Here is a 22,734-nt window from a genome sequence, read left to right as displayed (position 1 = left end):
GCACGTGAGAGACACCACACCCATCGAGGAGATCGTCGAGTCGTACGGCCCCCGGTTCACCAGGCTCAGCGACGAGATCTGGGACGACCCCCAGTTGCGCTGGCAGGAGTACGGCTCCATGGCCAAGCAGATCGAGGCCGCCGAGGAGCACGGCTTCCGCATCGAGCGCGAGGTCGGCGGCATCCCGACCGCGTTCTTCGCCGAGAAGGGCGAGGGCGGCCCGCTCATCGCATTCCTCGGCGAGTACGACGCGCTCGCGGGGCTCAGCCAGGCGAGCGGGGTCGCCGAACCCACCCCGAACCCCGAGACGACGAACGCGAACGGCGCGGGCTGCGGCCACAACCTGCTCGGCAGCGGATCGCTGCTCGCGGCGGCCGCCGCGGCCGCCTACCTCGAGCAGCACGGCATCCCGGGCCGGGTGCGGTACTACGGTTGCCCGGCCGAGGAGGCCGCTGCCGGCAAGACCTTCATGGTGCAGGCCGGCGCGTTCGACGGGGTCGACGGCGCCGTGAGCTGGCACCCCGCGCCCGTGATGTCGGCGTCGCAGTTCCTCACCCTCTCGTACGCCCAGGTGTACTTCCGCTACACGGGCATCGCCTCGCACGCGGGCGCCGATCCCGCCCACGGTCGCAGCGCGCTCGACGCGGTCGAGCTGCTGAACGTCGGCGTCAACTTCCTGCGCGAGCACATGCCCGACACGGCCCGCGTGCACTACGCGATCACGGATGCCGGCGGCGACTCGCCGAACGTGGTGCAGGCGCACGCGAGCGCCTACTACGTCGTGCGCGCCAACACCGTCGGCGAGATGCGCGAGCTCTACGACCGCGTCGTGAAGATCGCGCAGGGCGCCGCCCTCATGACCGAGACGAGCCTCGAGATCGACTTCGACGGCGCGTGCGCCGAGATCCTGCCGAACGTCGCGCTCGAGGCGGCGCTGCAGGCAAACGTCGAGTCGATCGGGCCGGTGCCCTTCGACGAGGCCGACGCGGCGGCCGCCGCCGCCTTCACGGCCACCGTGCCCGAGCGCGAGGTCATCGGCATGCGGCGCATGCTCGGCCTGCCGGCGGGAGCCGTGCTGCACGACGGCGTGCTGCCGCTCGGCGACCCGCGCCGCCGGCAGCAGATGACCGGCTCATCCGACGTCGGCGACGTCAGCTGGACCGTGCCGACCGTGCAGATCGCCGGCGCCACCGCCGCGATCGGCACGCCGGGCCACTCGTGGCAGATGGTCGCGCAGGGCAAGCTCCCCGCCGCGCACAAGGGCATGCTGCACGCCGCCAAGGCCATGGCCGCCACGGCGATCGACATGCTCACCGACGCGGAACTGCTCGCCGCCGCGACGTCGGAGTTCGACGCCGTGATCGCCGAGACCCCGTACGACTGCCCGATCCCCGAGGGCATCGTCGCACCGCCCCTGCGCGCCGGCAACGAGGCGCACCTCATCGCCTCGGAGCACGCCGCAGCAACCTTCGTCGGCTGATCGCCGGCTCGGGGCCGGGCTCTCGTCGAGCGCCCGGCCCCGACATCCGCCGCCCGTCATGCGAGCGGCTAAGATCGACACCAAACTGAACACGACCGTTCACCCGTCGCGGGAGAACGCCGCGGTACGCCGCGGCTGCCGTAGGAGCAATCCCTCCCGGGAATCTCTCAGGCACACGTACCGCGCCGGCAGGTCACTCTGAAAAGCGGCGCTCCGGCGCCCGCCGTAGGGGCAAGCGGGCAGGGCCCGTGAAACTCTCAGGCCAATGACAGAGCGGGAGGAACTCATCGCATCGACGCCGATGCCCACCGAAGGAGTTCCCTCATGTCCCGTTCCACGACCCTGCTCGCCGCCGGCGAGCTCACCGCGCCGCTCGCCGAGCTCGACCCCGAGGTCGCCGCGGCGATCGACGCCGAGCTCGCCCGGCAGCGCACCGGCCTCGAGATGATCGCCTCCGAGAACCACGCGCCCGTCGCCGTCATGCAGGCCCAGGGCTCGGTGCTCACCAACAAGTACGCCGAGGGCTACCCCGGACGCCGCTACTACGGCGGCTGCGAGCACGTCGACGTGATCGAGACCCTCGCGATCGAACGGGCCAAGAGCCTGTTCGGCGCGGGCTTCGCGAACGTGCAGCCGCACTCGGGCGCCCAGGCCAACGCCGCCGCCATGCATGCGCTCATCACGCCCGGCGACACCATCCTCGGCCTCGACCTCGCGCACGGCGGCCACCTCACGCACGGCATGAAGCTCAACTTCTCGGGCCGCCTCTACGACGTCGTGCCCTACCACCGCTCTGCCGAGACCGAGGAGATCGACCTCGCCGAGGTGCGCGCCCTCGCGCTCGAGCACCGTCCCGCGCTCATCATCGCCGGGTGGTCGGCGTACACCCGCGCGCTCGACTTCGCGGGCTTCCGTGCGATCGCCGACGAGGTCGGTGCCTTCCTCCTCGTCGACATGTCGCACTTCGCCGGGCTCGTGGCCGCCGGCCTGCACCCGTCGCCCGTGCCGCACGCCCACGTCACCACCACGACGACCCATAAGACCCTCGGCGGTCCGCGCGGCGGGCTCATCCTCTCGAACGACGCCGAGCTCGCGAAGAAGCTCAACTCGGCCGTGTTCCCCGGCCAGCAGGGCGGGCCGCTCGAGCACGTCATCGCCGGCAAGGCCGTCGCACTGAAGATCGCCGCGGGCGAGGGCTTCCGCGACCGCCAGGAGCGCACCGTCGCCGGAGCCCGCGCGCTCGCCGAGCGCCTCGCGCAGCCCGACTGCGCGGCCGCCGGCATCCGCGTGGTCGGCGGCGGCACCGACGTGCACCTCGTGCTCGTCGACCTGCGCGACAGCCCCATCGACGGTCGCACCGCCGAGGACCTGCTGCACCGCGTCGGCATCACCGTCAACCGCAACGCCGTGCCCGACGACCCCCGTCCGCCGATGGTCACGAGCGGCCTGCGCATCGGCACCCCGGCGCTCGCGGCGCGCGGCTTCGACGCCGACGCGTTCGACGAGGTCGCCGACGTGATCGCGGGCGTGCTGACGGCGGGCGACGACGCCGACCTCGGCGCCTTCGCCGGGCGGGTCGACGCGCTCGTCGCGCGGTTCCCCCTCTACGACGGCGCCGTCGCCGAGCTCTCGGACCGCGCATGACCGTCACCCCGCTCGCCGGGCACATCGGCGTGTTCGACCTCTTCACGGTCGGCATCGGCCCGTCGAGCTCGCACACCGTCGGCCCCATGCGCGCGGCCGTCGACTTCGTCGACCGGCTCGGACCCGACGCCGCCGAGATCGCGCGCGTCGGCGTCGAGCTGTTCGGCTCGCTCGCCGCGACCGGCCGCGGGCACGGCACCATGACCGCGGTGCTGCTCGGGCTCGAGGGCTGCCGACCCGACACGATCGCCGTCGACGAGATCGACGAGCGCCTGGCCGCCGCCGCCGCGTCCGGCCGCATCCGCGTGGGCGGGCTCGCCGAGGTCGCGTTCGGCGTCGACGACATCGTGCTCAGGCCGCTGACCGTGCACCCGCGGCATCCGAACGCCATGCGCCTGGTCGCGCACGCGACCGACGGGCGCCTGCTCGACGACGCCACGTACTTCTCGGTGGGCGGCGGGTTCATCGAGCGCGAGGGCGAGACGCCTGCCGCGGCGATCGCAGCCACAGGCCCGAGCACCGATCAGCCCGGCGTGCCGCACGACTTCGGCACGGCCGACGAGCTCCTCGCCGAGTGCGCGCGCGAGTCGGCCTCGATCGCCGAGCTCGCGCTGCGCAACGAGACCGCGCGGGCGACCGAGGCCGACGTGCGGGCCCGCGTGCTCCGGATCCGCGATGCGATGCACGAGTGCGTCGAGTCGGGCCTGCGCCGCGAGGGCACGCTCCCCGGCGGCCTCGGCGTCGTGCGCCGGGCGCCGGCGCTGCACGCCCACCTGCTGGCGCACGACCCCGACCGCGATCCGGCCGATGCGCTCGACTGGGTGAACCTCGTCGCGCTCGCGGTGAACGAGGAGAACGCGGCCGGAGGCCGCGTCGTGACGGCGCCGACGAACGGTGCGGCCGGCATCCTGCCCGCGGTGCTGCACTACGCGTCGACCTACACGCCCCGAGCGCGTCGAGGCGACGATCTCGACGAGCTCGCCGTGGAGTTCCTGCTGACCGCGGCTGCCATCGGCGGCATCGTCAAGCGCAGGGCCTCGATCTCGGGCGCCGAGGTCGGCTGCCAGGGCGAGGTCGGCTCCGCGTCGTCGATGGCCGCGGCCGCGCTCGCCGCGGTGCTCGGCGGCACGCCGGCGCAGGTCGAGAACGCGGCCGAGATCGCGATGGAGCACAGCCTGGGGCTGACGTGCGACCCCGTCGGCGGACTCGTGCAGATCCCGTGCATCGAACGCAACGCGATCGCTGCCGGAAAGGCCATCAACGCGGCCAAGATGGCCATGTGGGGAGATGGCTCGCATCGGGTCTCGTTCGACACGGTCGTCGAGACCATGCGCCAGACCGGGCGCGACATGAGCGAGAAGTACAAGGAGACCGCCATGGGCGGGCTCGCCGTCAATGTGGTGGAATGTTGAGGAGGTCCGCATGAGCGAGACGACACGAGAGGGCGCATCGACGCCACGACAGAGCCCGCTGCACGCGGTGCACGAGGCGGCCGGGGCGTCGTTCACCGACTTCGCCGGCTGGGACATGCCGGTGCGCTACTCGTCAGACCTGGCCGAGCACCACGCCGTGCGCGAGCGCGCCGGCCTGTTCGACCTCTCCCACATGGGCGAGATCGTGCTGATCGGGCCTGAGGCCGCCGCGGCGCTCGACTACGCCCTCGCGGGCAAGCTCTCGGCGATCGAGATCGGGCAGGCGAAGTACTCGCTGCTGCTCGCCGACGACGGTGGCATCATCGACGACCTCGTCGTCTACCGCACCGGCGGTGACCGGTTCATGGTGGTCGCGAACGCCTCGAACGCGAAGGTCGTCGCCGAGGAGCTGCGTTTCCGCGCGGCCGGGTTCGACACCGTCGTCGAAGACGAGAGCGACGACATCGCCCTCATCGCGCTGCAGGGGCCCGACGCCCGCGCCGTGCTGCTCGAGACGCCCGGATTCGGCGTCGCGGGCCCGGGCAACGACGCCGAGGACTTCGACGCGAGCATCGCGTCGCTCAAGTACTACCGCGCGTTCCCCGCCACGTTCGAGGGGCAGCCCGTGCTCGTCGCCCGCACCGGGTACACGGGCGAAGACGGCTTCGAGCTCTACATCGCGCCCGAGGTCGCCCCGAAGCTCTGGGCCGCGATCGTCGAGACCGGAGGTCCGCGCGTGGCGCTCTGCGGGCTCGCGAGCCGCGACACGCTCCGTCTCGAGGCCGGCATGCCGCTGTACGGGCACGAGCTCGGCCGCGACATGCTGCCCGCGCAGGCCGGCCTCGGCCGCGTCGTCGCGCACGCCAAGGAGGGCGACTTCGTCGGCCGCGCCGCGACCGCCGAAGGCCCCTCCGACGATGCGCGCGTGCTCGTCGGGCTCACGACCGAGGGCCGCCGCGCGCCGCGGGCCGACTACGAGGTCTACGACGGCGACGCGGCGGGCGCCGCGCTCGTCGGCGTCATCACGAGCGGCGCCCTCTCGCCGACGCTCGGCCACCCCGTGGCCATGGCGTTCGTCGAGCCCGCCGCGGCCGGCGGCCCGCTCTACGTCGACGTGCGCGGCACGCGCATCGCGGCATCCGTCGTCCCCCTTCCCTTCTACAAGCGCAGCGCCTGACCCGCCGTCGCCGGCACTGCTGAACGTCGGCGACCCGGGTCGGCCCCACCGGCACACCCAACACTCGAGGAGAACCCCAATGACCGAACAGACCGAATTGCAGTACACCGAAGAGCACGAGTGGGTGCTGGTCGACGGAGACACCGTCACCATCGGCATCACCGACTACGCGGCCGAGAAGCTGGGCGACATCGTCTACGTCGACCTGCCCGCCGCGGGCACGGCCGTCACCGAGGGCACCGTCGTCGGCGAGATCGAGTCGACCAAGTCGGTAGGCGAGCTGTTCGCGCCCGTGAACGGCGAGGTCGTCGAGCACAACCAGGCCGTCGTCGACTCGCCCGAGCTCGTCAACTCCGACCCGTTCGGCGAGGGCTGGCTGCTGAAGATCACCGCGCCCGAGCTGCCCAAGCTGCTGAGCCACGCCGAGTACCGCGCCCTCGTCGGCGAGTAAGGACCGCACCAGATGAGCACCTCCTCCACGTTCGACCTCGACGCGTTCGGCCGGCGGCACATCGGTACCACGCCGAGCGACCACGGCCTCATGCTCGCCGAGCTCGGGTACGACTCGCTCGAGTCGCTCATGACCGCGGCCGTGCCGTCGTCGATCCGCATGGCCGAGGTGCTGAACTCGGCCATCCCCGAAGCGGCCACCGAGCGCGAGGCGCTCGCCGAGCTCGCGGCGCTCGCCGACCAGAACACCGTGCGCACGTCGATGATCGGCCTCGGGTACTCGGGCACCATCACGCCCGCCGTGATCCAGCGCAACGTGCTCGAGAACCCGAGCTGGTACACGGCCTACACGCCGTACCAGCCCGAGATCTCGCAGGGCCGGCTCGAGGCGCTCATCAACTTCCAGACGATGGTGACAGACCTCACCGGGCTCGACACGGCGAACGCGTCGATGCTCGACGAGGGCACCGCGGTCGTCGAGGGCATGCTGCTCGCCCGCCGCGCGTCGAAGTCGAAGTCGAACCGCTTCGTGGTCGACGCCGACGCGCTGCCGCAGACCCGTGCGCTGCTCGTCTCGCGCGCCGAGGCGGTCGGTATCGAACTCGTCGTCGCCGACCTCCACGAACGCACGGATGTCGCCGCCCTCGGCGACCACTTCGGCGTCTTCGTGCAGTACCCGGGCGCCTCGGGTCGGGTGTGGAACCCGGCATCCGTCATCGCGGCGTCGAAGGCGCAGGGCGGGCTCGCCGTCGTGGCCGCCGACCTGCTCGCGCTCGCGCTCATCACGAGCCCGGGCGAGCTCGGAGCGGACGTCGCGGTCGGCACGAGCCAGCGCTTCGGCGTGCCCATGGGCTTCGGCGGACCGCACGCGGGCTACATGGCGGTTCGCTCGGGCCTCGAGCGCCAGCTGCCCGGCCGCCTCGTCGGCGTCTCGCAGGACGCCGCGGGCCACCCCGCGTACCGCCTCAGCCTGCAGGCCCGCGAGCAGCACATCCGCCGCGAGAAGGCGACGTCGAACATCTGCACCGCGCAGGTGCTGCTGGCCGTCATGGCGTCGATGTACGCCGTCTACCACGGCCCCCGCGGCATCCGGCACATCGCGGTGACCACTGCGGCGAAGGCCAAGGCGCTCGCCGACGCGCTCACCGGCTTCGGCCTGACGCTCGCGCACGACGACTTCTTCGACACGATCCGCGTGCACGTTCCGGGTCTCGCGAAGAACGTGGTCGCGAAGGCGCACGAGCTCGGCCTGAACCTCTGGGAGGCCGACGAGGCCACCGTGCACGTCGCGGTCGACGAGACGACCACCGAGCACGAGCTCTCGCTCGTCGTCGAGGCGTTCGGGCTCGGCGAGCGGGCGGATGTCGCGGTGTCGCTGTCGGCGCTTCCCTCGAGCCTGCCCGAGGCCCTGCGTCGCACGAGCGGCTACCTCGAGCACCCCGTGTTCAATACGCACCAGTCCGAGACGCAGATGATGCGGTACCTGAAGACGCTCGCCGACCGCGACTACGCGCTCGACCGCGGCATGATCCCGCTCGGCTCGTGCACCATGAAGCTCAACGCGGCGACCGAGATGCAGGCCGTCACGTGGCCCGAGTTCGCGAACCTGCACCCGTTCGCGCCCGAGGCCGACGTCGTCGGCACGCTCGGGCTCGTCGAGCAGCTCGAGAGCTGGCTCGCCGAGGTCACGGGCTACGACACGGTCTCGCTGCAGCCGAACGCCGGCAGCCAGGGCGAGCTCGCGGGCCTGCTCGCGATCCGCGGCTTCCACCTCGCGAACGGCGAGGCCGAGCGCGACCTCTGCCTCATCCCGTCGAGCGCGCACGGCACGAACGCGGCCTCCGCGGTGCTCGCCGGCATGCGCGTGGTCGTCGTGGCCTGCGACGAGCTCGGCAACGTCGACCTCGGCGACCTGCGGGCGAAGATCGCCGAGCACGCGGCATCCATCGCGGCGCTCATGATCACGTACCCGTCGACGCACGGCGTCTACGAGCACGACGTGCGCGAGATCTGCCAGGCCGTGCACGATGCCGGCGGACAGGTGTACGTCGACGGCGCGAACCTCAACGCGCTGCTCGGCTTCGCCCGCTTCGGCGACTTCGGCGGCGACGTGTCGCACCTGAACCTGCACAAGACGTTCTGCATCCCGCACGGCGGCGGCGGCCCGGGCGTCGGCCCGGTCGCGGCGAAGGCGCACCTCGCGCCCTACCTGCCCGGCCACCCGATGGCGCAGCGCACCGACCACGCCGGCGGCTTCGTGCACGGCGGCGGGCCGGTCTCGGCGGCGCCGTACGGCAGCCCGTCGATCCTGCCGATCTCGTGGGCGTACGTGCGCATGATGGGCGCGGAGGGCCTCGCGCAGTCGACCGCATCGGCCGTGCTCGCGGCGAACTTCGTCGCGTCGCGCCTGCGCGAGCACTTCCCGGTGCTCTACACGGGCGAGAACGGCCTCGTGGCGCACGAGTGCATCCTCGACCTGCGTCCGCTCACGGCGGCGACGGGCGTGACGGTCGACGACGTCGCGAAGCGGCTCATCGACTACGGCTTCCACGCGCCGACCATGTCGTTCCCGGTCGCGGGCACGCTCATGGTCGAGCCCACCGAGTCCGAAGACCTGGCCGAGCTCGAGCGGTTCGTCGAGGCCATGGTCGCGATCAAGGCCGAGGCCGACGCGGTCGGGCGCGGCGAGTGGCCGGTCGACGACAACCCGTTGCGGAACGCCCCGCACACCGCCGAGTCGGTCATCGCGGGGGAGTGGAGCCACCCCTACACCCGCGAGCAGGCCGTGTACCCCGTGCACTCGCTGGTGCGCAACAAGTACTGGGCGCCGGTTCGCCGCATCGACCAGGCCTACGGCGACCGCAACCTCGTGTGCGCCTGCCCGCCGGTCGAGGCGTTCGCGTAGCCGGTTTCGAACGAGCGGTTCCGGATGCCGCGGGCGGCCGCCCGCGGCATCCGATCGCCGTGATGCGCGCGCACAGCGCCACTCGTGCCGCGAACCCCTGTACGTGAGGTGCCCTCAGGTCTACACTGAGGGCACTCTCACGAGGGGGTGCCCATGTCGCTCATCGATCTGGCCTCGATCGTCGGGGGCGTCGGGTTCGTCGCCACGATGGTCGTCTGCAGCGCGGCGGCCTCGCGCGTGTTCGGGCTCGAGCAGCAGGCCGGCCTGCTCGATCGGCGCGACCCAGGCCGGGCCGAGGCGCTGCGCCGCGCCGACATGCTGAGCTCGCTCGCCTACTCGGGCTACGGCGCCGACGGCATCTCGGCCGTCTGCACGCCGTCGCGCCGAAGCTGGCTCGAGATGGCCCGCGTGCGGTCCGCGGACTCCGACCTGCGCGTCGAGCCGCCCGAGGAGGCGCTGCCGCCCATGCCGGCCACGGTGCTCGCGCTCGCCGACGGGTCGCACGTCGCGCCGCGCGTGCGGCCGCGCCATCCGCTGCCAGAGCCGCGCCATCCGCAGCCCGAGCCGGCGCGCGAGCCTCAGGAGGCCGGAGCGGCGAACAGCCCGGGCCACCACGCCACGGCGAGCGGGTAGCCGACGAACGAGACGACGTCGAGCACGAAGTGCGCGACGACCAGCGGCATCGTGCGCCCCCACCGCTGATAGCACCAGCCGAACACGATGCCCATCACCGCGTTGCCGACGAACGGCCCGAAGCCCTGGTACAGGTGGTACGTGCCGCGCAGCAGGGCGCTCGAGACGATCGTCGCCCACGGGCCGACGCCGAGTTCGCGGAACCGGGTGAACAGGTACCCGACCACGATGAGCTCCTCGGTCAGCGCGGCCTCGAGCGCGCGCAGCACCAGGATCGGCACGGTCCACCACAGCCAGGCCGCAGGGGAGGCCTCGACGGCCACGGTGATGCCCAGCGCACGGCCGGCGGCGTAGAGCGCGAGGCCGGGCACGCCGATCACGGCGACGAGCAGCAGTCCGGATGCCGCGTCGCGGCCGGGCCGCGTCAGGTCGAAGCCGAGGCGGCGGAACGGGCTGCGACCCGGCTGCCAGAGCAGGTAGAGCACGAGCGCCACCGCGAACAGCCCGAAGAACACGTCGAGGAACTGGTACGTGAAGTCGAGCCATTCGCGTTGCGAGCGGCTCGGATTGAGGGCGACGGACTGGTCGCCGAGCGACTGCTCGGCGGTGACCTTCGCGATGATCGAGACGATGGAGTACACCGCCGAGGCGCCGAGTGAGAGCCCCAGCACGATGACGATCTCGATGCGCAAACGAGCAGCCGACATGCAGTGATCCTCGCATATCGTCACGCAGCGCAAAGATCCTGCGTACTGTGACGGAATCCGTCGCACGTTCCGCCCCCAAGGTTGCGCGTCGGTAACGGTTTGCGCAGGAGTTTGCTTCGAGGGTTGGCGATTCATAGTCTCGACTCATCCCGCGCGCCAGGGCGGCCAGAAGCCGCACTGCCGACGCACGTCTACAGGAGGAACATTGAAGATCAAGAGAATCGGCGTTGCAGCCATTGCTCTTGCTGCGGCCGGAGTGCTCGTGCTCACCGGCTGCACGAGCGGCTCGCCGGAGTCGACCGAGGGCGCCAGCTCGACCGCGGTCATCAGCACCAACGGCAACGAGCCCCAGAACCCGCTGGTTCCCACCAACACCAACGAGGTCGGCGGCGGCAAGATCCTCGACTCGATCTTCGCGGGTCTGGTCTACTACGACGCAGAGGGCGCTCCCCACAACGACGTCGCCGAGTCCATCGAGACCGAAGACGCCCAGAACTACACCATCAAGATCAAGTCGGGCCTGAAGTTCACCAACGGCGAAGACGTCACGGCGAACTCCTTCGTCGACGCGTGGAACTACGGCGCGCTCCTCTCGAACGAGCAGCTCTCGAGCTACTTCTTCGAGTCGATCGAGGGCTTCAGCTACGACGAGGACTCCGAGCTCACCGGTCTCGAGATCGTCGACGACACGACCTTCACGGTCAAGCTCAAGCAGCCCGAGTCGGACTTCCCGCTGCGCCTCGGCTACTCGGCGTTCTTCCCGCTGCCCGCGTCGGCGTTCGACGACATGGAGGCCTTCGGCGAGAACCCGGTCGGCAACGGCCCGTACATGCTCGACGGCGAAGGCGCGTGGAAGCACAACGAGCGCATCAGCCTCGTCGTGAACCCCGACTACGACGGCGACCGCAAGGCCCAGAACGGCGGCCTCGACATCGTCTTCTACGCCACGCAGGAGGCAGCGTACGCCGACCTCCAGGGCGGCAACCTCGACGTGCTCGACGCCATCCCCGACGGCGCGCTCTCGACCTTCCAGGACGAGTTCGGCGACCGCTCGGTCACGCAGGCCGCGGCGATCTTCCAGTCGTTCACCGTCCCCGACCGTCTCGCCCACTTCGGTGGCGAGGAGGGCAAGCTCCGTCGTGCCGCCATCTCGAAGGCGATCGACCGCGCTGAGATCACCGACGTGATCTTCTCGGGCACCCGCACCCCGGCCCACGACTTCACGTCGCCGGTCATCGACGGCTACTCCGAGGACATCCCCGGCGCCGACGTCCTCGACTTCGACGCCGACGCGGCGAAGGACCTGTGGGCTCAGGCCGACGCCATCTCCCCGTGGAGCGGCACCTTCCAGATCGCCTACAACGCCGACGGCGGCCACCAGGCCTGGGTCGACGCTGTGGCGAACCAGCTGAAGAACAACCTCGGCATCGACGCGTCGGGCGCTCCGTACCCGACCTTCGCCGAGGTGCGCACCGCGATCACCGACCGCACGATCGAGACCGCGTTCCGCACCGGTTGGCAGGCCGACTACCCCGCCCTGTTCAACTTCCTCGGCCCGATCTACGCGACGGGCGCCGGCTCGAACGACGGCGACTACTCGAACGCCGAGTTCGACGGTCTCCTCAAGGAGGGTCTCGCTGAGACCGACCTCGCGGCCGCCAACGAGAAGTTCCAGCAGGCGCAGGAGATCCTCTTCGCCGACCTCCCCGCGATCCCGCTGTGGTACTCCACGGTCAACGGCGCGTGGAGCCAGTCGGTGGAGAACGTCCAGTTCGGCTGGAACTCCGTCCCGCTGTACTACGAGGTCACCAAGAGCGAGTAATTCTCGATCTGGACGTCTCGGGGTTAGACTCTGAGGCGCCCGTGGGGCGGCAGCCATCGGCTGCCGCCCCACACTCACGTATCCTCCGGTGCGCTCCTGATCGGCGTAGCATCGTGAGGACGAACTCGCATAAGGGTGAGGTTTCTTCCACAATGTCCACTAATCCGAAGCGCGAGGCCTGATCGATGGCCGGATACATCGCGCGCCGACTGCTGCAGGCGATCCCTGTACTGCTCGGAACAACGTTCCTGATCTACTTCATGGTCTTCGCCATGCCGGGCGACCCGATCGTCGCCCTGTTCGGCGACAAGACCCCGCCGCCCCAGGTGCTCGAACAGCTCCGCGAGCGGTACAACCTCGACCAGCCGTTCATCGTCCAGTACTTCATCTTCCTCGGCAACATCTTCCGCGGAGATCTCGGGACGTCGTTCTCCGGACAGCCGGTCTCCGAGATCCTCGCGACGACCTTCCCGGTCACGCTGCGCCTCGCGATCATGGCCGTCATCATCGAGATGGTGTTCGGCATCGCCGTCGGCCTCATCTCGGGCCTGCGCAAGGGCGGCATCTTCGACGCCAGCGCGCTCGTCGTGAGCCTCATCCTCATCTCGCTGCCGGTGTTCGTCGTGGCCTTCGTCGCCCAGTTCATCTTCGGCATCCAGCTGGGATGGTTCAGGACCACGGTCGGGCCAGGTGCGCCGACACAAGACCTGATACTCCCGGCCATCGTGCTCGCGACGATCAGCTTCGCGCAGATCACCCGACTGACGAGGGCGTCAGTCATCGAGACCGACGGCCAGGACTTCGTTCGCACCGCCGCGAGCAAGGGCCTGTCCCGCGGGCGCATCGTCCCCGTGCACATCCTGCGCAATTCCCTCATCCCCGTGGTGACCTACCTCGCCGTCGACTTCGGCGTGCTCATGGTCGGCGCCACGGTGACCGAGGGCATCTTCAACGTCCCCGGTGTGGGACGCACGCTCTACCAGGCGATCATTCGCGGCGAGGGCCCCACGGTCGTCTCGTTCGTGACCGTGATGGTGCTGATCTACCTCGTGGTGAACCTGCTGGTCGATCTTCTGTACGCCGTTCTCGACCCGAGGATCCGCTATGCCAAGTAACACCAGACCCGATCAGCAGCACTTCGTCGCGCCGCTGGAAGAGACCCCCCTCGTCGCGATCGACAAGGTCAAGGCCGAGGGCAAGCCCACCAACCTCTGGACCGACGCGTGGGCCGACGTCCGCGGTCGCCCGATGTTCTGGATCTCCTCGGTCCTCATCGTGCTCGTCGTGGTGGTCGCCCTGTTCCCCGGCCTGTTCACGCAGGTGCCGCCGAATAACGATTGCCAGCTCTCGAACAGCAACGGCGGCCCGACCGACGGCCACCCGCTCGGCTTCACGAAGCAGGGCTGCGACATCTACTCGCGCATCATCCACGGCACGTCGACGTCGCTCTCGGTCGGCATCATCGTGACCGTGCTCGTGGCCGTGCTCGGCATCGCGTTCGGCGCGTTCGCGGGCTTCTACGGCGGATGGATCGACTCGGTGCTCTCGCGCCTGGGCGACATCTTCTTCTCGATCCCCTACATCCTCGCGGCCGTCGTCATCATGTCGGTGTTCTCCAAGTACGCGAACGTGTGGGTGATCTCGCTCGCCATCGGCATATTCGCGTGGCCGGCCACAGCGCGTGTGCTGAGAGCCGAGATCCTCAGGGTGAAGAACTCCGACTACGTCATGGCGGCCACCGCCCTCGGCGTCTCGCGGTTCCGCATCCTGCTCCGTCACGTGCTGCCCAACTCGATCGCGCCCGTGATCGTCATCACCACGATCTCGCTCGCCTCGGCGATCGTCGCGGAGGCGACCCTGTCGTTCCTCGGCGTCGGCCTCCCGTCGAGCACCATGTCGTGGGGCAATGACATCAGCGCCGCGCAGACCGACCTCCGTACCGCGCCGCAGGTGCTGATCCTGCCGTCGATCGCGCTGTCGATCACGGTGCTCAGCTTCATCATGCTCGGCGAGGTCGTCCGCGACGCGCTCGACCCGAAGGCGAGGGCACGTCGATGACCGACACCACCAACGCAACCGAACCGACGACCCGCCGCGACGGCGAGGAGCGTCCGATCCTCGAGATCAAGGACCTCCAGGTCGGGTTCAACACCCAGAACGGCCTCGTCAAGGCCGTCGACGGCGTGAACATCACCCTCTACCGCGGGCAGAGCCTCGCGATCGTGGGCGAGTCGGGTTCGGGCAAGTCCACGACCGCGCACGCGATCATCAATCTCCTTCCGGGCACCGGTCACATCACCGGCGGCCAGATCCTCCTCGACGGCCAGGACCTCACCAAGGCGTCGAAGAAGGAGATGGAGGGCATCCGCGGTCGCAAGGTCGGCTTCGTGCCGCAGGACCCGATGTCGAACCTGAACCCGGTCTGGTCGATCGGCTTCCAGGTCGAGGAGGCCATCAAGGCCAACGGCATCGCGACCGGGCGCAAGGCGATCAAGCAGCGCGCGATCGAGGTGCTGAAGCAGGCCGGCCTGCAGGACGCCGACCGGCGTCTCAAGCAGTTCCCGCACCAGTTCTCGGGCGGCATGCGCCAGCGCGTGCTCATCGGCATGGGCCTCGCCGCAGACCCGCAGCTGCTCATCGCCGACGAGCCCACCTCGGCGCTCGACGTCACGGTGCAGCGCGTGATCCTCGATCACCTCGAGTCGCTGACGCGCGAGCTCGGCACGACACTGCTGTTCATCACGCACGACCTCGGCCTCGCGGCCGAGCGCGCCGAGCAGCTCGTGGTCATGTACAAGGGCCGGGTCGTCGAGTCCGGGCCGTCGGTCGAGATCCTGCAGAACCCGCAGCACCCGTACACGCAGCGGCTCGTCGCGGCTGCTCCGAGCCTCGCGTCGCGGCGCATCCAGGCCACGGGCAGCATCGCAGCCGCCGAGGCCGCGATGCAGTCCGACGCCGAGGCCGCGGCGGGCGACGAGATCGACCTGCTGGCCACCGCCGAGGCACGTGCCGAGGCGCTGGCCACGGCCGAGCCGGCCGCGCCCGCGATCACGGTCGAGAACCTCACCAAGGTGTACAAGATCCGCGGTGCGGGCGACTTCACGGCCGTCGACGGAGTCTCGTTCCAGATCCCCAAGGGCAGCACCATGGCCCTCGTGGGCGAGTCCGGATCGGGCAAGTCCACGGTCGCCAAGATGCTCCTGAAGCTCGAAGACGCGACCTCGGGCAAGATCGTCGTCGGCGGTCAAGACCTGGCGAGCGTCACGGGCAAGCAGCTGTTCGAGCTCCGCAGCCGCATGCAGCCGGTGTTCCAGGACCCGTACGGGTCGCTGAACCCGCTGCGCAACATCGGCAACACGATCTCCGAGCCGCTCTCGACCCACGGCGTGGGCGACCGCGCCTCGCGTCGTGACCGCGTGTTCGAGCTGCTCGACCAGGTGTCGCTCCCGCGCACCCTGGTCAGCCGGTACCCCAACGAGCTCTCCGGCGGCCAGCGCCAGCGCATCGCGATCGCGCGTGCGCTCGCACTGAAGCCCGAGATCGTCGTGCTCGACGAGGCCGTCTCGGCGCTCGACGTGCTCGTGCAGGCCCAGATCCTGCGCCTGCTCGCCGACCTGCAGGGCGACCTCGACCTCACGTACCTGTTCATCACGCACGACCTCGCGGTCGTGCGCGTGATCGCCGACAACGTGAGCGTCATGCAGCGCGGCCGCATCGTCGAGGCGGCGACCACCGACGAGGTGTTCGACAACCCGAAGCAGCAGTACACGCAGGACCTGCTCGCGGCCATCCCCGGCGCGAACATCGAGCTCGGCGCCTAGCGCTCCGCAGACTCAGCGCGGCTCGCCGCGCACCCGGAACGCCCGGCATCCGACCACGGATGCCGGGCGTTCCGCCGTTCTCAGGTGAACGCCCGCTCGGCACGGTAGGCTTGACGGGCGCGCGCCGTCGATCTCGGCCGTGCATCCCCAGACCTTTCACCAAAGCGCTTCCGCGTTTCCGTCGTGCCGCCGTCGTGGCCGCGGGGCGTCGCACACGAAGCCCACCAGCTCAAGAGGACCGAACATGGCGAACGCCACCCGCACCGATCTGCGCAATGTCGCGATCGTGGCCCACGTCGACCACGGCAAGACCACGCTCGTCGACGCGATGCTCCAGCAGACCAACTCCTTCGACGCGCACGCGCACGTCGAGGAGCGCGCGATGGACTCGAACGAGCTCGAGCGCGAGAAGGGCATCACGATCCTCGCCAAGAACACGGCGATCTCGTACAACGGCGTCCACGCCGGCGACAGCCCCATCACGATCAACGTGATCGACACCCCGGGCCACGCCGACTTCGGCGGCGAGGTCGAGCGCGGCCTGTCGATGGTCGACGGCGTCGTGCTGCTCGTCGACGCGAGCGAGGGCCCGCTGCCGCAGACCCGCTTCGTGCTGCGCAAGGCCCTCGAGGCCCGCATGCCGGTCATCCTGCTCGTGAACAAGACCGACCGCCCCGACGCGCGCATCGACGAGGTCGTCGCCGAGAGCCAGGACCTCCTCCTCGGCCTCGCCTCCGACCTGGCCGACGACGTGCCCGACCTCGACCTCGACGCCATCCTCGACGTGCCCGTCGTCTACGCCTCGGGCCGCAACGGCGCCGCGAGCCACACCAAGCCCGAGAACGGCGAGCTGCCCGACAACGACGACCTCGAGCCGCTCTTCGAGGCGATCCTCGAGCACATCCCGGCCCCGACCTACGACGACGAGCACCCGCTGCAGGCGCACGTCACGAACCTCGACGCGTCGCCGTTCCTCGGCCGCCTCGCGCTGCTCCGCGTGCACCAGGGCACCATCAAGAAGGGCCAGACGGTCGCCTGGGTCCGCCACGACGGCTCGGTGCAGAACGTGCGCGTGACCGAGCTCTTCCTCACGAAGGCGCTCGACCGCTACCCCGCCGAGAGCGCCGGCCCCGGTGACATCGCCGTGGTCGCGGGCTTCGAGGACATCATGATCGGCGACACCCTCGCCGACCCCGAAGACGTGCGCCCGCTGCCGATCATCGCCGTCGACGAGCCCGCCATCTCGATGACGATCGGCACGAACACGTCGCCGCTCGTCGGCAAGGTCAAGGGCCACAAGCTCACCGCGCGCATGGTCAAGGACCGCCTCGACCGCGAACTCGTCGGCAACGTCTCGCTCAAGGTCGTCGACATCGGCCGCCCCGACGCGTGGGAGGTCCAGGGCCGCGGCGAGCTCGCGCTCGCGATCCTCGTCGAGCAGATGCGTCGCGAGGGCTACGAGCTCACCGTGGGCAAGCCCCAGGTGGTCACGAAGCAGGTCGACGGCAAGACGCACGAGCCGTACGAGCACCTCACGATCGACGCCCCCGAGGAGTACCTCGGCGCGATCACGCAGCTGCTCGCTGCGCGCAAGGGCCGCATGGACAACATGGCGAACCACGGTACCGGCTGGGTCCGCATGGAGTTCATCGTGCCGAGCCGCGGCCTCATCGGCTTCCGCACCGAGTTCATGACCACCACGCGCGGCACGGGCATCGCGAACGCGATCTCGCACGGCTACGACGCATGGGCCGGCCAGATCGTGACCCGCAACAACGGCTCGATCGTCGCCGACCGCTCGGGCGTCGTCACGCCGTTCGCCATCATCGCGCTGCAGGAGCGCATGACGTTCTTCGTGAACCCGACCGAAGAGGTCTACGAGGGCATGGTCATCGGCGAGAACTCGCGCGCCGACGACATGGACGTCAACATCACGAAGGAGAAGAAGCTGACGAACATGCGTTCGTCGACGGCCGACACCTTCGAGTCGATGACCCCCTCGCGCCAGCTCTCGCTCGAGGAGTGCCTCGAGTTCGCCCGCGAAGACGAGTGCGTCGAGGTCACCCCGACCGCCGTGCGCATCCGCAAGGTCGAGCTCGACGCGACGGCTCGTGCGCGCACGACGTCGCGCCTGAAGAAGCAGGGCTAGTCGCTTCGAACGGGGCGGATGCCGCGGGCCCGAGCCCGCGACATCCGCCCCGTTCCGCGTCTCCGCCGTGATGCCGTCCCGGCATGCACACGGGTTGCGCATGAGAAGTTGAGGGTTTGTTCAGAAACGTTTCATACGTTGGAATGGTTCACCTGGACGCCCCCGACCGGAAACTCCTGCACCACCCATGACCTTCCCCCACTTCGGCCGCCGAGCCGCAGCGCGATCCCGCGCGGCCGTTCGCGGACCTCGCTTCCGTTCCCGCTCCGCCGACCAGGCCCTCCGCTCCGCCTTCGCCGCCGTGCCGCCCCTGCGCGCACTGCTGCCGCGTCGTGCCGGCCTCGTGCTCATGGGCCTCGGCTTCGTCGGCGCGATGGTGGTCAGCTCGAGCGTGCCGGCCCTCGCCGTGAGCGCCGCCGACACCACGGCCTCGGTCTACGCACCGGCGGAGTACACCGGCGACACCATCGAACTCGAGCCGCAGACCGTCGAGGTCGCCAGCGATGCCGTGATGCCGTCGGCGGTCGCGGGCGCGAGCTCCTACGCGGTCGAGGCCGCACCGCCGCCCCTGGTCTCGCAGGTCGCGAGCGTCGGCTCCGTGTCGCTCATCGAGTCGGAGCGCATCGTGTGGCCCGTGCTGACGCCCGAGCGCCAGAGCGACGGCTTCGGCCCGCGCTCCGCTCCGTGCGCCGGCTGTTCGACCAACCACGACGGCGTCGACTTCAACCCGGGCAACGGCTCGCCGGTCATGGCGATCGCCGACGGCGTCGTGGTGCTGGCGACCGAGAGCGGCGGCGGCCTCGGCGTGAACATCGAGGTGCAGCACAACATCGGCGGCACGCTCGTGACCTCGTCGTACGCGCACATGCAGAGCGGCTCCATGACCGTCGGCGTCGGCGACCAGGTGACCGCCGGGCAGCAGATCGGCCTCGTCGGCACCACCGGCCAGTCGACCGGCCCTCACCTGCACCTCGAGATGTTCGGGTCCGACGGCGTGCGGTTCGACGGCTTCGCCTGGCTGGCGATGCGCGTCACCGGCTGAGCGCCCTGAACCGACGCGCCCTGCCGCGCCCGGGATGCGACGGCGTCAGCGGCTGAAGCCGGGCGAGCGCTTCTCGAGGAACGCCGCGACGCCCTCGCGCATGTCGTCGGTGCCGAACGCCTCGCCGAACCCCGCGACCTCGCGCTCGACGGCTTCGTCGGTGCTGCGACCTGCGGCCTCGACGAGCACGCGCTTCGCGTTGGCGACGGCGACGGGCGAGTTCTGGGCGATCTGCGCGACCGTGTCGCGTGCGCCCGCCAGCAGCGCCTCGCGGTCGGCGAACCGGCGCACCACGAGGCCCGCCTCGACGGCCTCCTCGATGCCGATCCGGCGCCCGCTATAGATGAGCTCCTTCGCCCTGGCCGGTCCGACGACGCGCGGCAGCCGCACCGTGCCGCCGAACCCGGGGATGAGCCCGAGTCGCACCTCGGGCTGGCCGAACGCCGAGGCATCCGTCGCGTAGATCATGTCGCAGGCGAGTGCGAGCTCGAGCCCGCCGCCCAGGGCGAAGCCGTCGACGCAGGCGATCACGGGGGAGGGGCACGACTCGATGCGCGCCGCGACCCGGTGTCCGAGGCGCGCGGACCGCTCACCCTCCTCGGGCGTCGCCCCGGCCATGCCCGCGATGTCGGCGCCCGCGACGAACGCCCGCCCGCCCGCGCCCACGAGCAGCACGCCCCGGACGGCCGAGGCGGAGTCCGCGATGCGGGCGAAGGCGTCGTCGAGGGCCTCGAGCACGGCCGTCGAGAGCGCGTTGAGCGCTTTCGGGCGGTCGATCGTGACGATCGCCACGTCGCCGTCGAACTCGAGGTCGACCTCGGGGCGGGCGGGTTCGGATTCGGGCGTCGTCATCGTCGATCGGTCCTCTCGTTGGGCGTGCACTCACGCTACGGCATGCGCACCCCGCGGCGGATCGAGGTCGGTCGGAGGCCGGACGCGGCACGGGCTCCGGCCGTGCCTCCGTGGCCGGCGGATCGGCGCGCCGGTAGGATCCGAGGACACCCCGAAATCACCGAGGAGCTCCCATGCCTTCATCCCAGACCATGGTGCGGATGCCGCGCGCGGCCGTCCGCGGCGTACTCGCGTTCGCCGCAGCGGGCCTGGTCGCCGCCGCACTCACGGGCTGCGTGAACCCCGTCGAGGAACTCGTGCAGAACGGGGTCGAAGACGCCATCGAGGGTGCGACGGGCGGCGACGTGAGCCTGGGCGGCGAACTGCCCGCCGGGTTCCCGGCCGAGATCCCGATCGTCGAGGGCAAGATCACCGTCGGGATCGGCACGGGCGACGCGAACGGTTGGGTCGTGGTCGTGGACGCCACCGAGGCAGACCCGGCGTCTGCGGCGGCCTCCGCGCTCGAGGGCGCCGGCTTCGCCGAGGACACCTCGATGACGCAGGAGCAGCGCGACGCGCTCATGGGCGGGGCGCTCGACGCGAAGGTCTACTCGAACGGCACCTACCTCGTGCTGCTCGCCGTGCAGGACTCGACCGTCTCGTACACGGTGACCCCGCAGTGAACGCGGCAGCCGGCGCGAGCACGTGGAGCCGCATCGCGACGCTCGTGCTCGCGTTGCTCGTCGGAGCGGTGTACGGCACGCTCGGCACGGTCGGCCACCGTCAGGTGTGGCAGATCGGCGACGTGAGCCTGCCATGGGGGCTCGTCGCGGCCCTCGTCGGCGTGGCGGCCCTGCTCGTCGCGTTCCGCACGATCGGCGGGGGTCGGCTGGTCGCGGCGGTCGCGGGCCTCGGCGTGATCCTGATGGTGGGGCTGCTCACGCTTTCCGGCCCCGGCGGGTCGGTGCTCGTGGTGGGCGACCTCACGGGCACGATCTGGTCGATCGGCCCTGCGCTCGTGACGGTGTTCGTCGTAGCGTGGCCGCGATTGCCCCAGCGTGCGGCTGCGCGTCCGACGGCGTCGGGCGCGGGCGCCGCGTAGCTCCGGCGTGGCGCGGCTCCGGCGCGGCATAGACTGAAGTCCCAGCTTCCGAAAGGACCGCGAGCCACCGTGACCTACGTCATCGCCCTTCCGTGTGTCGACGTCAAAGACCGCGCCTGCATCGACGAGTGCCCGGTCGACTGCATCTACGAGGGTGAGCGTTCGCTCTACATCCACCCCGACGAATGCGTCGACTGCGGCGCCTGCGAACCCGTCTGCCCCGTCGAGGCGATCTACTACGAAGACGACCTGCCCGACGAGTGGGCCGACTACTACAAGGCCAACGTCGAGTTCTTCGACGACCTCGGCTCGCCCGGCGGGGCAGCCAAGGTCGGCGTCATCGCGAAGGACCACCCCGTCATCTCGGCCCTGCCCCCGCAGGCGCACTGAGCATGGCACTCGGCGCACTGCCCGACTACCCGTGGGACCTCATGACCCCGTACCGGGAGCGCGCGGCCGCGCACCCCGACGGCGTCGTCGACCTCTCGATCGGCTCGCCGGTCGATGAGACCCCGGCCGTCATCCGCGACGCGCTCTCCGCGGCGACCGACGCGCACGCCTACCCGCAGACGATCGGCACGCCCGAGCTGCGCCGGGCGATCGTCGAGTGGTTCGAACGGCGTCGCGGCGTCGTCGGCACCGGCCTCGCCGAGCGCAACGTGCTGCCGACGATCGGCTCGAAAGAGCTCGTCGCGCTGCTCCCGCTGATGCTCGGCGTCGGTGAGGGCGACGTGGTGGTGCACCCGCGCGCCGCGTATCCGACCTACGCCATCGGCGCCGCGATCGCGGGGGCCGAGTCCCTCGCCTCCGACGACCCGGCCGAGTGGCCCTCCGACACGAAGCTCGTGTGGCTGAACAGCCCGGGCAACCCCGACGGACGCGTGCTCGACATCGACGAGCTGCGCGCGGCGCAGGCGAGGGCGCGCGAGCTCGGCGCGACCATCGTCAGCGACGAGTGCTACGCCGAGCTCGGCTGGGACGCCCCCTGGGGCGACGAACGGGTGCCGAGCATCCTCGACCCGCGCGTGAGCGGCGAGGACCGGAGCAACACCCTCGCCGTGTACTCGCTCAGCAAGCAGTCGAACATGGCCGGATACCGTGCTGCGTTCGTCGCCGGGTGCGGACGCCTGATCGAGCAGCTGACCAACGTGCGCAAGCACGCCGGACTCATGCTTCCCGCCCCGCTGCAGGCCGCGATGGTGGCCGCGCTCGCCGACGACGAGCACGTCGCGGTGCAGAAGCAGCGCTACCGCGCCCGCCGCGACGTGCTGCTGCCCGCGCTCGAGGCGGCCGGGTTCCGCATCGACCGCAGCGAGGCCGGACTCTACCTGTGGGCCACCGAGGGCCGCGATGCGTGGGAGTCCGTCGGGCGCCTTGCCGACCTCGGCATCGTGGCCGGCCCCGGACACTTCTACGGCGAGCACTACCCCGAGCACGTCCGGCTCTCGCTCACGGCCACCGATGAACGGGTCGCGGCCGCGGCGCGCCGACTCGCGGCATCCGTCGCCTGACGACCGCGGGATTCGTGATCGCGCACAGCGCGGAGTCGCCCTGCGGAG

The 22,734-nt window shown here is 70.7% G+C and carries 19 protein-coding genes and 2 riboswitches; of the genes, 17 read left to right on the top strand and 2 right to left on the bottom strand.

What is annotated here, in order from left to right; all coding sequences use genetic code 11:
- The first annotated feature begins 4 nt into the window (after positions 1-4).
- From ACFVS8_RS04560 to ACFVS8_RS04530, 7 genes are all read left to right on the top strand, one after another.
- Entirely contained in the window at positions 5-1,480 is a 1,476-nt protein-coding gene (locus ACFVS8_RS04560; RefSeq protein ID WP_387058087.1) for an amidohydrolase, read from the top strand.
- Positions 1,481-1,579: 99 nt separating this feature from the next.
- A riboswitch (glycine riboswitch) is annotated at positions 1,580-1,673 on the top strand.
- A riboswitch (glycine riboswitch) is annotated at positions 1,674-1,762 on the top strand.
- Positions 1,763-1,804: 42 nt separating this feature from the next.
- Positions 1,805-3,124, top strand: coding sequence for a serine hydroxymethyltransferase (glyA, locus tag ACFVS8_RS04555; protein ID WP_387058084.1), 1,320 nt, complete (start codon positions 1,805-1,807; stop codon positions 3,122-3,124).
- Complete coding sequence (locus ACFVS8_RS04550) at positions 3,121-4,536, top strand: L-serine ammonia-lyase (RefSeq protein WP_387058081.1); 1,416 nt, start codon at positions 3,121-3,123, stop codon at positions 4,534-4,536. The genes glyA and ACFVS8_RS04550 overlap by 4 nt, the downstream gene beginning before the upstream one ends.
- 10 nt (positions 4,537-4,546) lie before the next feature.
- Entirely contained in the window at positions 4,547-5,713 is a 1,167-nt protein-coding gene (gene gcvT, locus ACFVS8_RS04545) for a glycine cleavage system aminomethyltransferase GcvT (protein WP_387058078.1), read from the top strand.
- Between the two features lie 79 nt (positions 5,714-5,792).
- Entirely contained in the window at positions 5,793-6,164 is a 372-nt protein-coding gene (gene gcvH, locus ACFVS8_RS04540; RefSeq protein WP_387058075.1) for a glycine cleavage system protein GcvH, read from the top strand.
- A gap of 12 nt (positions 6,165-6,176) precedes the next feature.
- On the top strand, positions 6,177-9,068 hold the full coding sequence (gene gcvP, locus ACFVS8_RS04535; protein ID WP_387058072.1) for an aminomethyl-transferring glycine dehydrogenase: 2,892 nt from the start codon (positions 6,177-6,179) through the stop codon (positions 9,066-9,068).
- Positions 9,069-9,221: 153 nt separating this feature from the next.
- Complete coding sequence (locus ACFVS8_RS04530; RefSeq protein WP_387058070.1) at positions 9,222-9,701, top strand: hypothetical protein; 480 nt, start codon at positions 9,222-9,224, stop codon at positions 9,699-9,701.
- Here the strand turns inward: ACFVS8_RS04530 and ACFVS8_RS04525 are convergent.
- Entirely contained in the window at positions 9,647-10,408 is a 762-nt protein-coding gene (locus tag ACFVS8_RS04525; RefSeq protein ID WP_387058068.1) for a CPBP family intramembrane glutamic endopeptidase, read from the bottom strand. The two genes, ACFVS8_RS04530 and ACFVS8_RS04525, sit on opposite strands and share 55 nt — an antisense overlap.
- A gap of 205 nt (positions 10,409-10,613) precedes the next feature.
- On the opposite strand from ACFVS8_RS04525, the gene ACFVS8_RS04520 reads away from it, so the two are divergent.
- The 6 genes from ACFVS8_RS04520 (at position 10,614) to ACFVS8_RS04495 (ending at position 19,242) form a co-directional block, all read left to right on the top strand.
- Positions 10,614-12,230: an ABC transporter substrate-binding protein gene (locus ACFVS8_RS04520; RefSeq protein ID WP_387058065.1), complete on the top strand. Its 1,617-nt coding sequence runs from the start codon at positions 10,614-10,616 to the stop codon at positions 12,228-12,230.
- Between the two features lie 185 nt (positions 12,231-12,415).
- A complete protein-coding gene (locus ACFVS8_RS04515) occupies positions 12,416-13,345 on the top strand; it encodes an ABC transporter permease (protein ID WP_387058062.1) in 930 nt (309 codons plus the stop codon).
- Positions 13,335-14,288, top strand: coding sequence for an ABC transporter permease (locus tag ACFVS8_RS04510; RefSeq protein ID WP_387058059.1), 954 nt, complete (start codon positions 13,335-13,337; stop codon positions 14,286-14,288). Before ACFVS8_RS04515 ends, ACFVS8_RS04510 begins: the two co-directional genes overlap by 11 nt.
- The gene (locus tag ACFVS8_RS04505; RefSeq protein ID WP_387058056.1) at positions 14,285-16,051 is read left to right on the top strand and encodes a dipeptide ABC transporter ATP-binding protein; all 1,767 of its coding nucleotides are present in this window, start codon (positions 14,285-14,287) and stop codon (positions 16,049-16,051) included. The genes ACFVS8_RS04510 and ACFVS8_RS04505 overlap by 4 nt, the downstream gene beginning before the upstream one ends.
- 244 nt (positions 16,052-16,295) lie before the next feature.
- The gene (gene typA, locus ACFVS8_RS04500; RefSeq protein WP_387058053.1) at positions 16,296-18,200 is read left to right on the top strand and encodes a translational GTPase TypA; all 1,905 of its coding nucleotides are present in this window, start codon (positions 16,296-16,298) and stop codon (positions 18,198-18,200) included.
- 187 nt (positions 18,201-18,387) lie between these two features.
- Positions 18,388-19,242 (top strand): M23 family metallopeptidase, encoded by an 855-nt coding sequence (locus tag ACFVS8_RS04495; RefSeq protein WP_387058050.1) that lies wholly within the window; start codon positions 18,388-18,390, stop codon positions 19,240-19,242.
- A 45-nt stretch (positions 19,243-19,287) separates the two neighbouring features.
- On the opposite strand, the gene ACFVS8_RS04490 is transcribed toward ACFVS8_RS04495, so the two are convergent.
- On the bottom strand, positions 19,288-20,094 hold the full coding sequence (locus ACFVS8_RS04490; RefSeq protein WP_387058048.1) for an enoyl-CoA hydratase/isomerase family protein: 807 nt from the start codon (positions 20,092-20,094) through the stop codon (positions 19,288-19,290).
- A gap of 173 nt (positions 20,095-20,267) precedes the next feature.
- On the opposite strand from ACFVS8_RS04490, the gene ACFVS8_RS04485 reads away from it, so the two are divergent.
- The 4 genes from ACFVS8_RS04485 to dapC all read left to right on the top strand — a co-directional run bounded on the left by ACFVS8_RS04485 (position 20,268) and on the right by dapC (position 22,686).
- Positions 20,268-20,756, top strand: a complete 489-nt coding sequence (locus tag ACFVS8_RS04485) for a hypothetical protein (protein ID WP_387058045.1) — start codon at positions 20,268-20,270, stop codon at positions 20,754-20,756.
- Positions 20,753-21,175 (top strand): hypothetical protein, encoded by a 423-nt coding sequence (locus ACFVS8_RS04480; RefSeq protein ID WP_387058042.1) that lies wholly within the window; start codon positions 20,753-20,755, stop codon positions 21,173-21,175. Before ACFVS8_RS04485 ends, ACFVS8_RS04480 begins: the two co-directional genes overlap by 4 nt.
- A 69-nt stretch (positions 21,176-21,244) precedes the next feature.
- Positions 21,245-21,565 carry a ferredoxin gene (gene fdxA / locus ACFVS8_RS04475; RefSeq protein ID WP_092964954.1) on the top strand — a complete coding sequence of 107 codons (321 nt, stop codon included), beginning with the start codon at positions 21,245-21,247 and terminating at the stop codon, positions 21,563-21,565.
- Positions 21,566-21,567: 2 nt separating this feature from the next.
- Complete coding sequence (gene dapC / locus ACFVS8_RS04470; protein ID WP_387058039.1) at positions 21,568-22,686, top strand: succinyldiaminopimelate transaminase; 1,119 nt, start codon at positions 21,568-21,570, stop codon at positions 22,684-22,686.
- Positions 22,687-22,734: the final 48 nt, after the last annotated feature.

The sequence above is a fragment of the Agromyces sp. NPDC058110 genome (assembly GCF_042884735.1).
GTDB lineage: Bacteria > Actinomycetota > Actinomycetes > Actinomycetales > Microbacteriaceae > Agromyces.
This window is presented reverse-complemented; position numbering and strand designations above follow the sequence as displayed.

What these genes read in the sequence shown, in the direction of transcription:
- glyA (WP_387058084.1), top strand. Translation starts at nt 1,805, where the DNA reads ATGTCCCGTTCCACGACCCTGCTCGCCGCCGGCGAGCTCACCGCGCCG.
- ACFVS8_RS04550 (WP_387058081.1), top strand. Translation starts at nt 3,121, where the DNA reads ATGACCGTCACCCCGCTCGCCGGGCACATCGGCGTGTTCGACCTCTTC.
- gcvT (WP_387058078.1), top strand. Translation starts at nt 4,547, where the DNA reads ATGAGCGAGACGACACGAGAGGGCGCATCGACGCCACGACAGAGCCCG.
- gcvH (WP_387058075.1), top strand. Translation starts at nt 5,793, where the DNA reads ATGACCGAACAGACCGAATTGCAGTACACCGAAGAGCACGAGTGGGTG.
- gcvP (WP_387058072.1), top strand. Translation starts at nt 6,177, where the DNA reads ATGAGCACCTCCTCCACGTTCGACCTCGACGCGTTCGGCCGGCGGCAC.
- ACFVS8_RS04530 (WP_387058070.1), top strand. Translation starts at nt 9,222, where the DNA reads ATGTCGCTCATCGATCTGGCCTCGATCGTCGGGGGCGTCGGGTTCGTC.
- ACFVS8_RS04525 (WP_387058068.1), bottom strand. Translation starts at nt 10,408, where the DNA reads ATGTCGGCTGCTCGTTTGCGCATCGAGATCGTCATCGTGCTGGGGCTC.
- ACFVS8_RS04515 (WP_387058062.1), top strand. Translation starts at nt 12,416, where the DNA reads ATGGCCGGATACATCGCGCGCCGACTGCTGCAGGCGATCCCTGTACTG.
- ACFVS8_RS04510 (WP_387058059.1), top strand. Translation starts at nt 13,335, where the DNA reads ATGCCAAGTAACACCAGACCCGATCAGCAGCACTTCGTCGCGCCGCTG.
- ACFVS8_RS04505 (WP_387058056.1), top strand. Translation starts at nt 14,285, where the DNA reads ATGACCGACACCACCAACGCAACCGAACCGACGACCCGCCGCGACGGC.
- typA (WP_387058053.1), top strand. Translation starts at nt 16,296, where the DNA reads ATGGCGAACGCCACCCGCACCGATCTGCGCAATGTCGCGATCGTGGCC.
- ACFVS8_RS04495 (WP_387058050.1), top strand. Translation starts at nt 18,388, where the DNA reads ATGACCTTCCCCCACTTCGGCCGCCGAGCCGCAGCGCGATCCCGCGCG.
- ACFVS8_RS04490 (WP_387058048.1), bottom strand. Translation starts at nt 20,094, where the DNA reads ATGACGACGCCCGAATCCGAACCCGCCCGCCCCGAGGTCGACCTCGAG.
- ACFVS8_RS04485 (WP_387058045.1), top strand. Translation starts at nt 20,268, where the DNA reads ATGCCTTCATCCCAGACCATGGTGCGGATGCCGCGCGCGGCCGTCCGC.
- dapC (WP_387058039.1), top strand. Translation starts at nt 21,568, where the DNA reads ATGGCACTCGGCGCACTGCCCGACTACCCGTGGGACCTCATGACCCCG.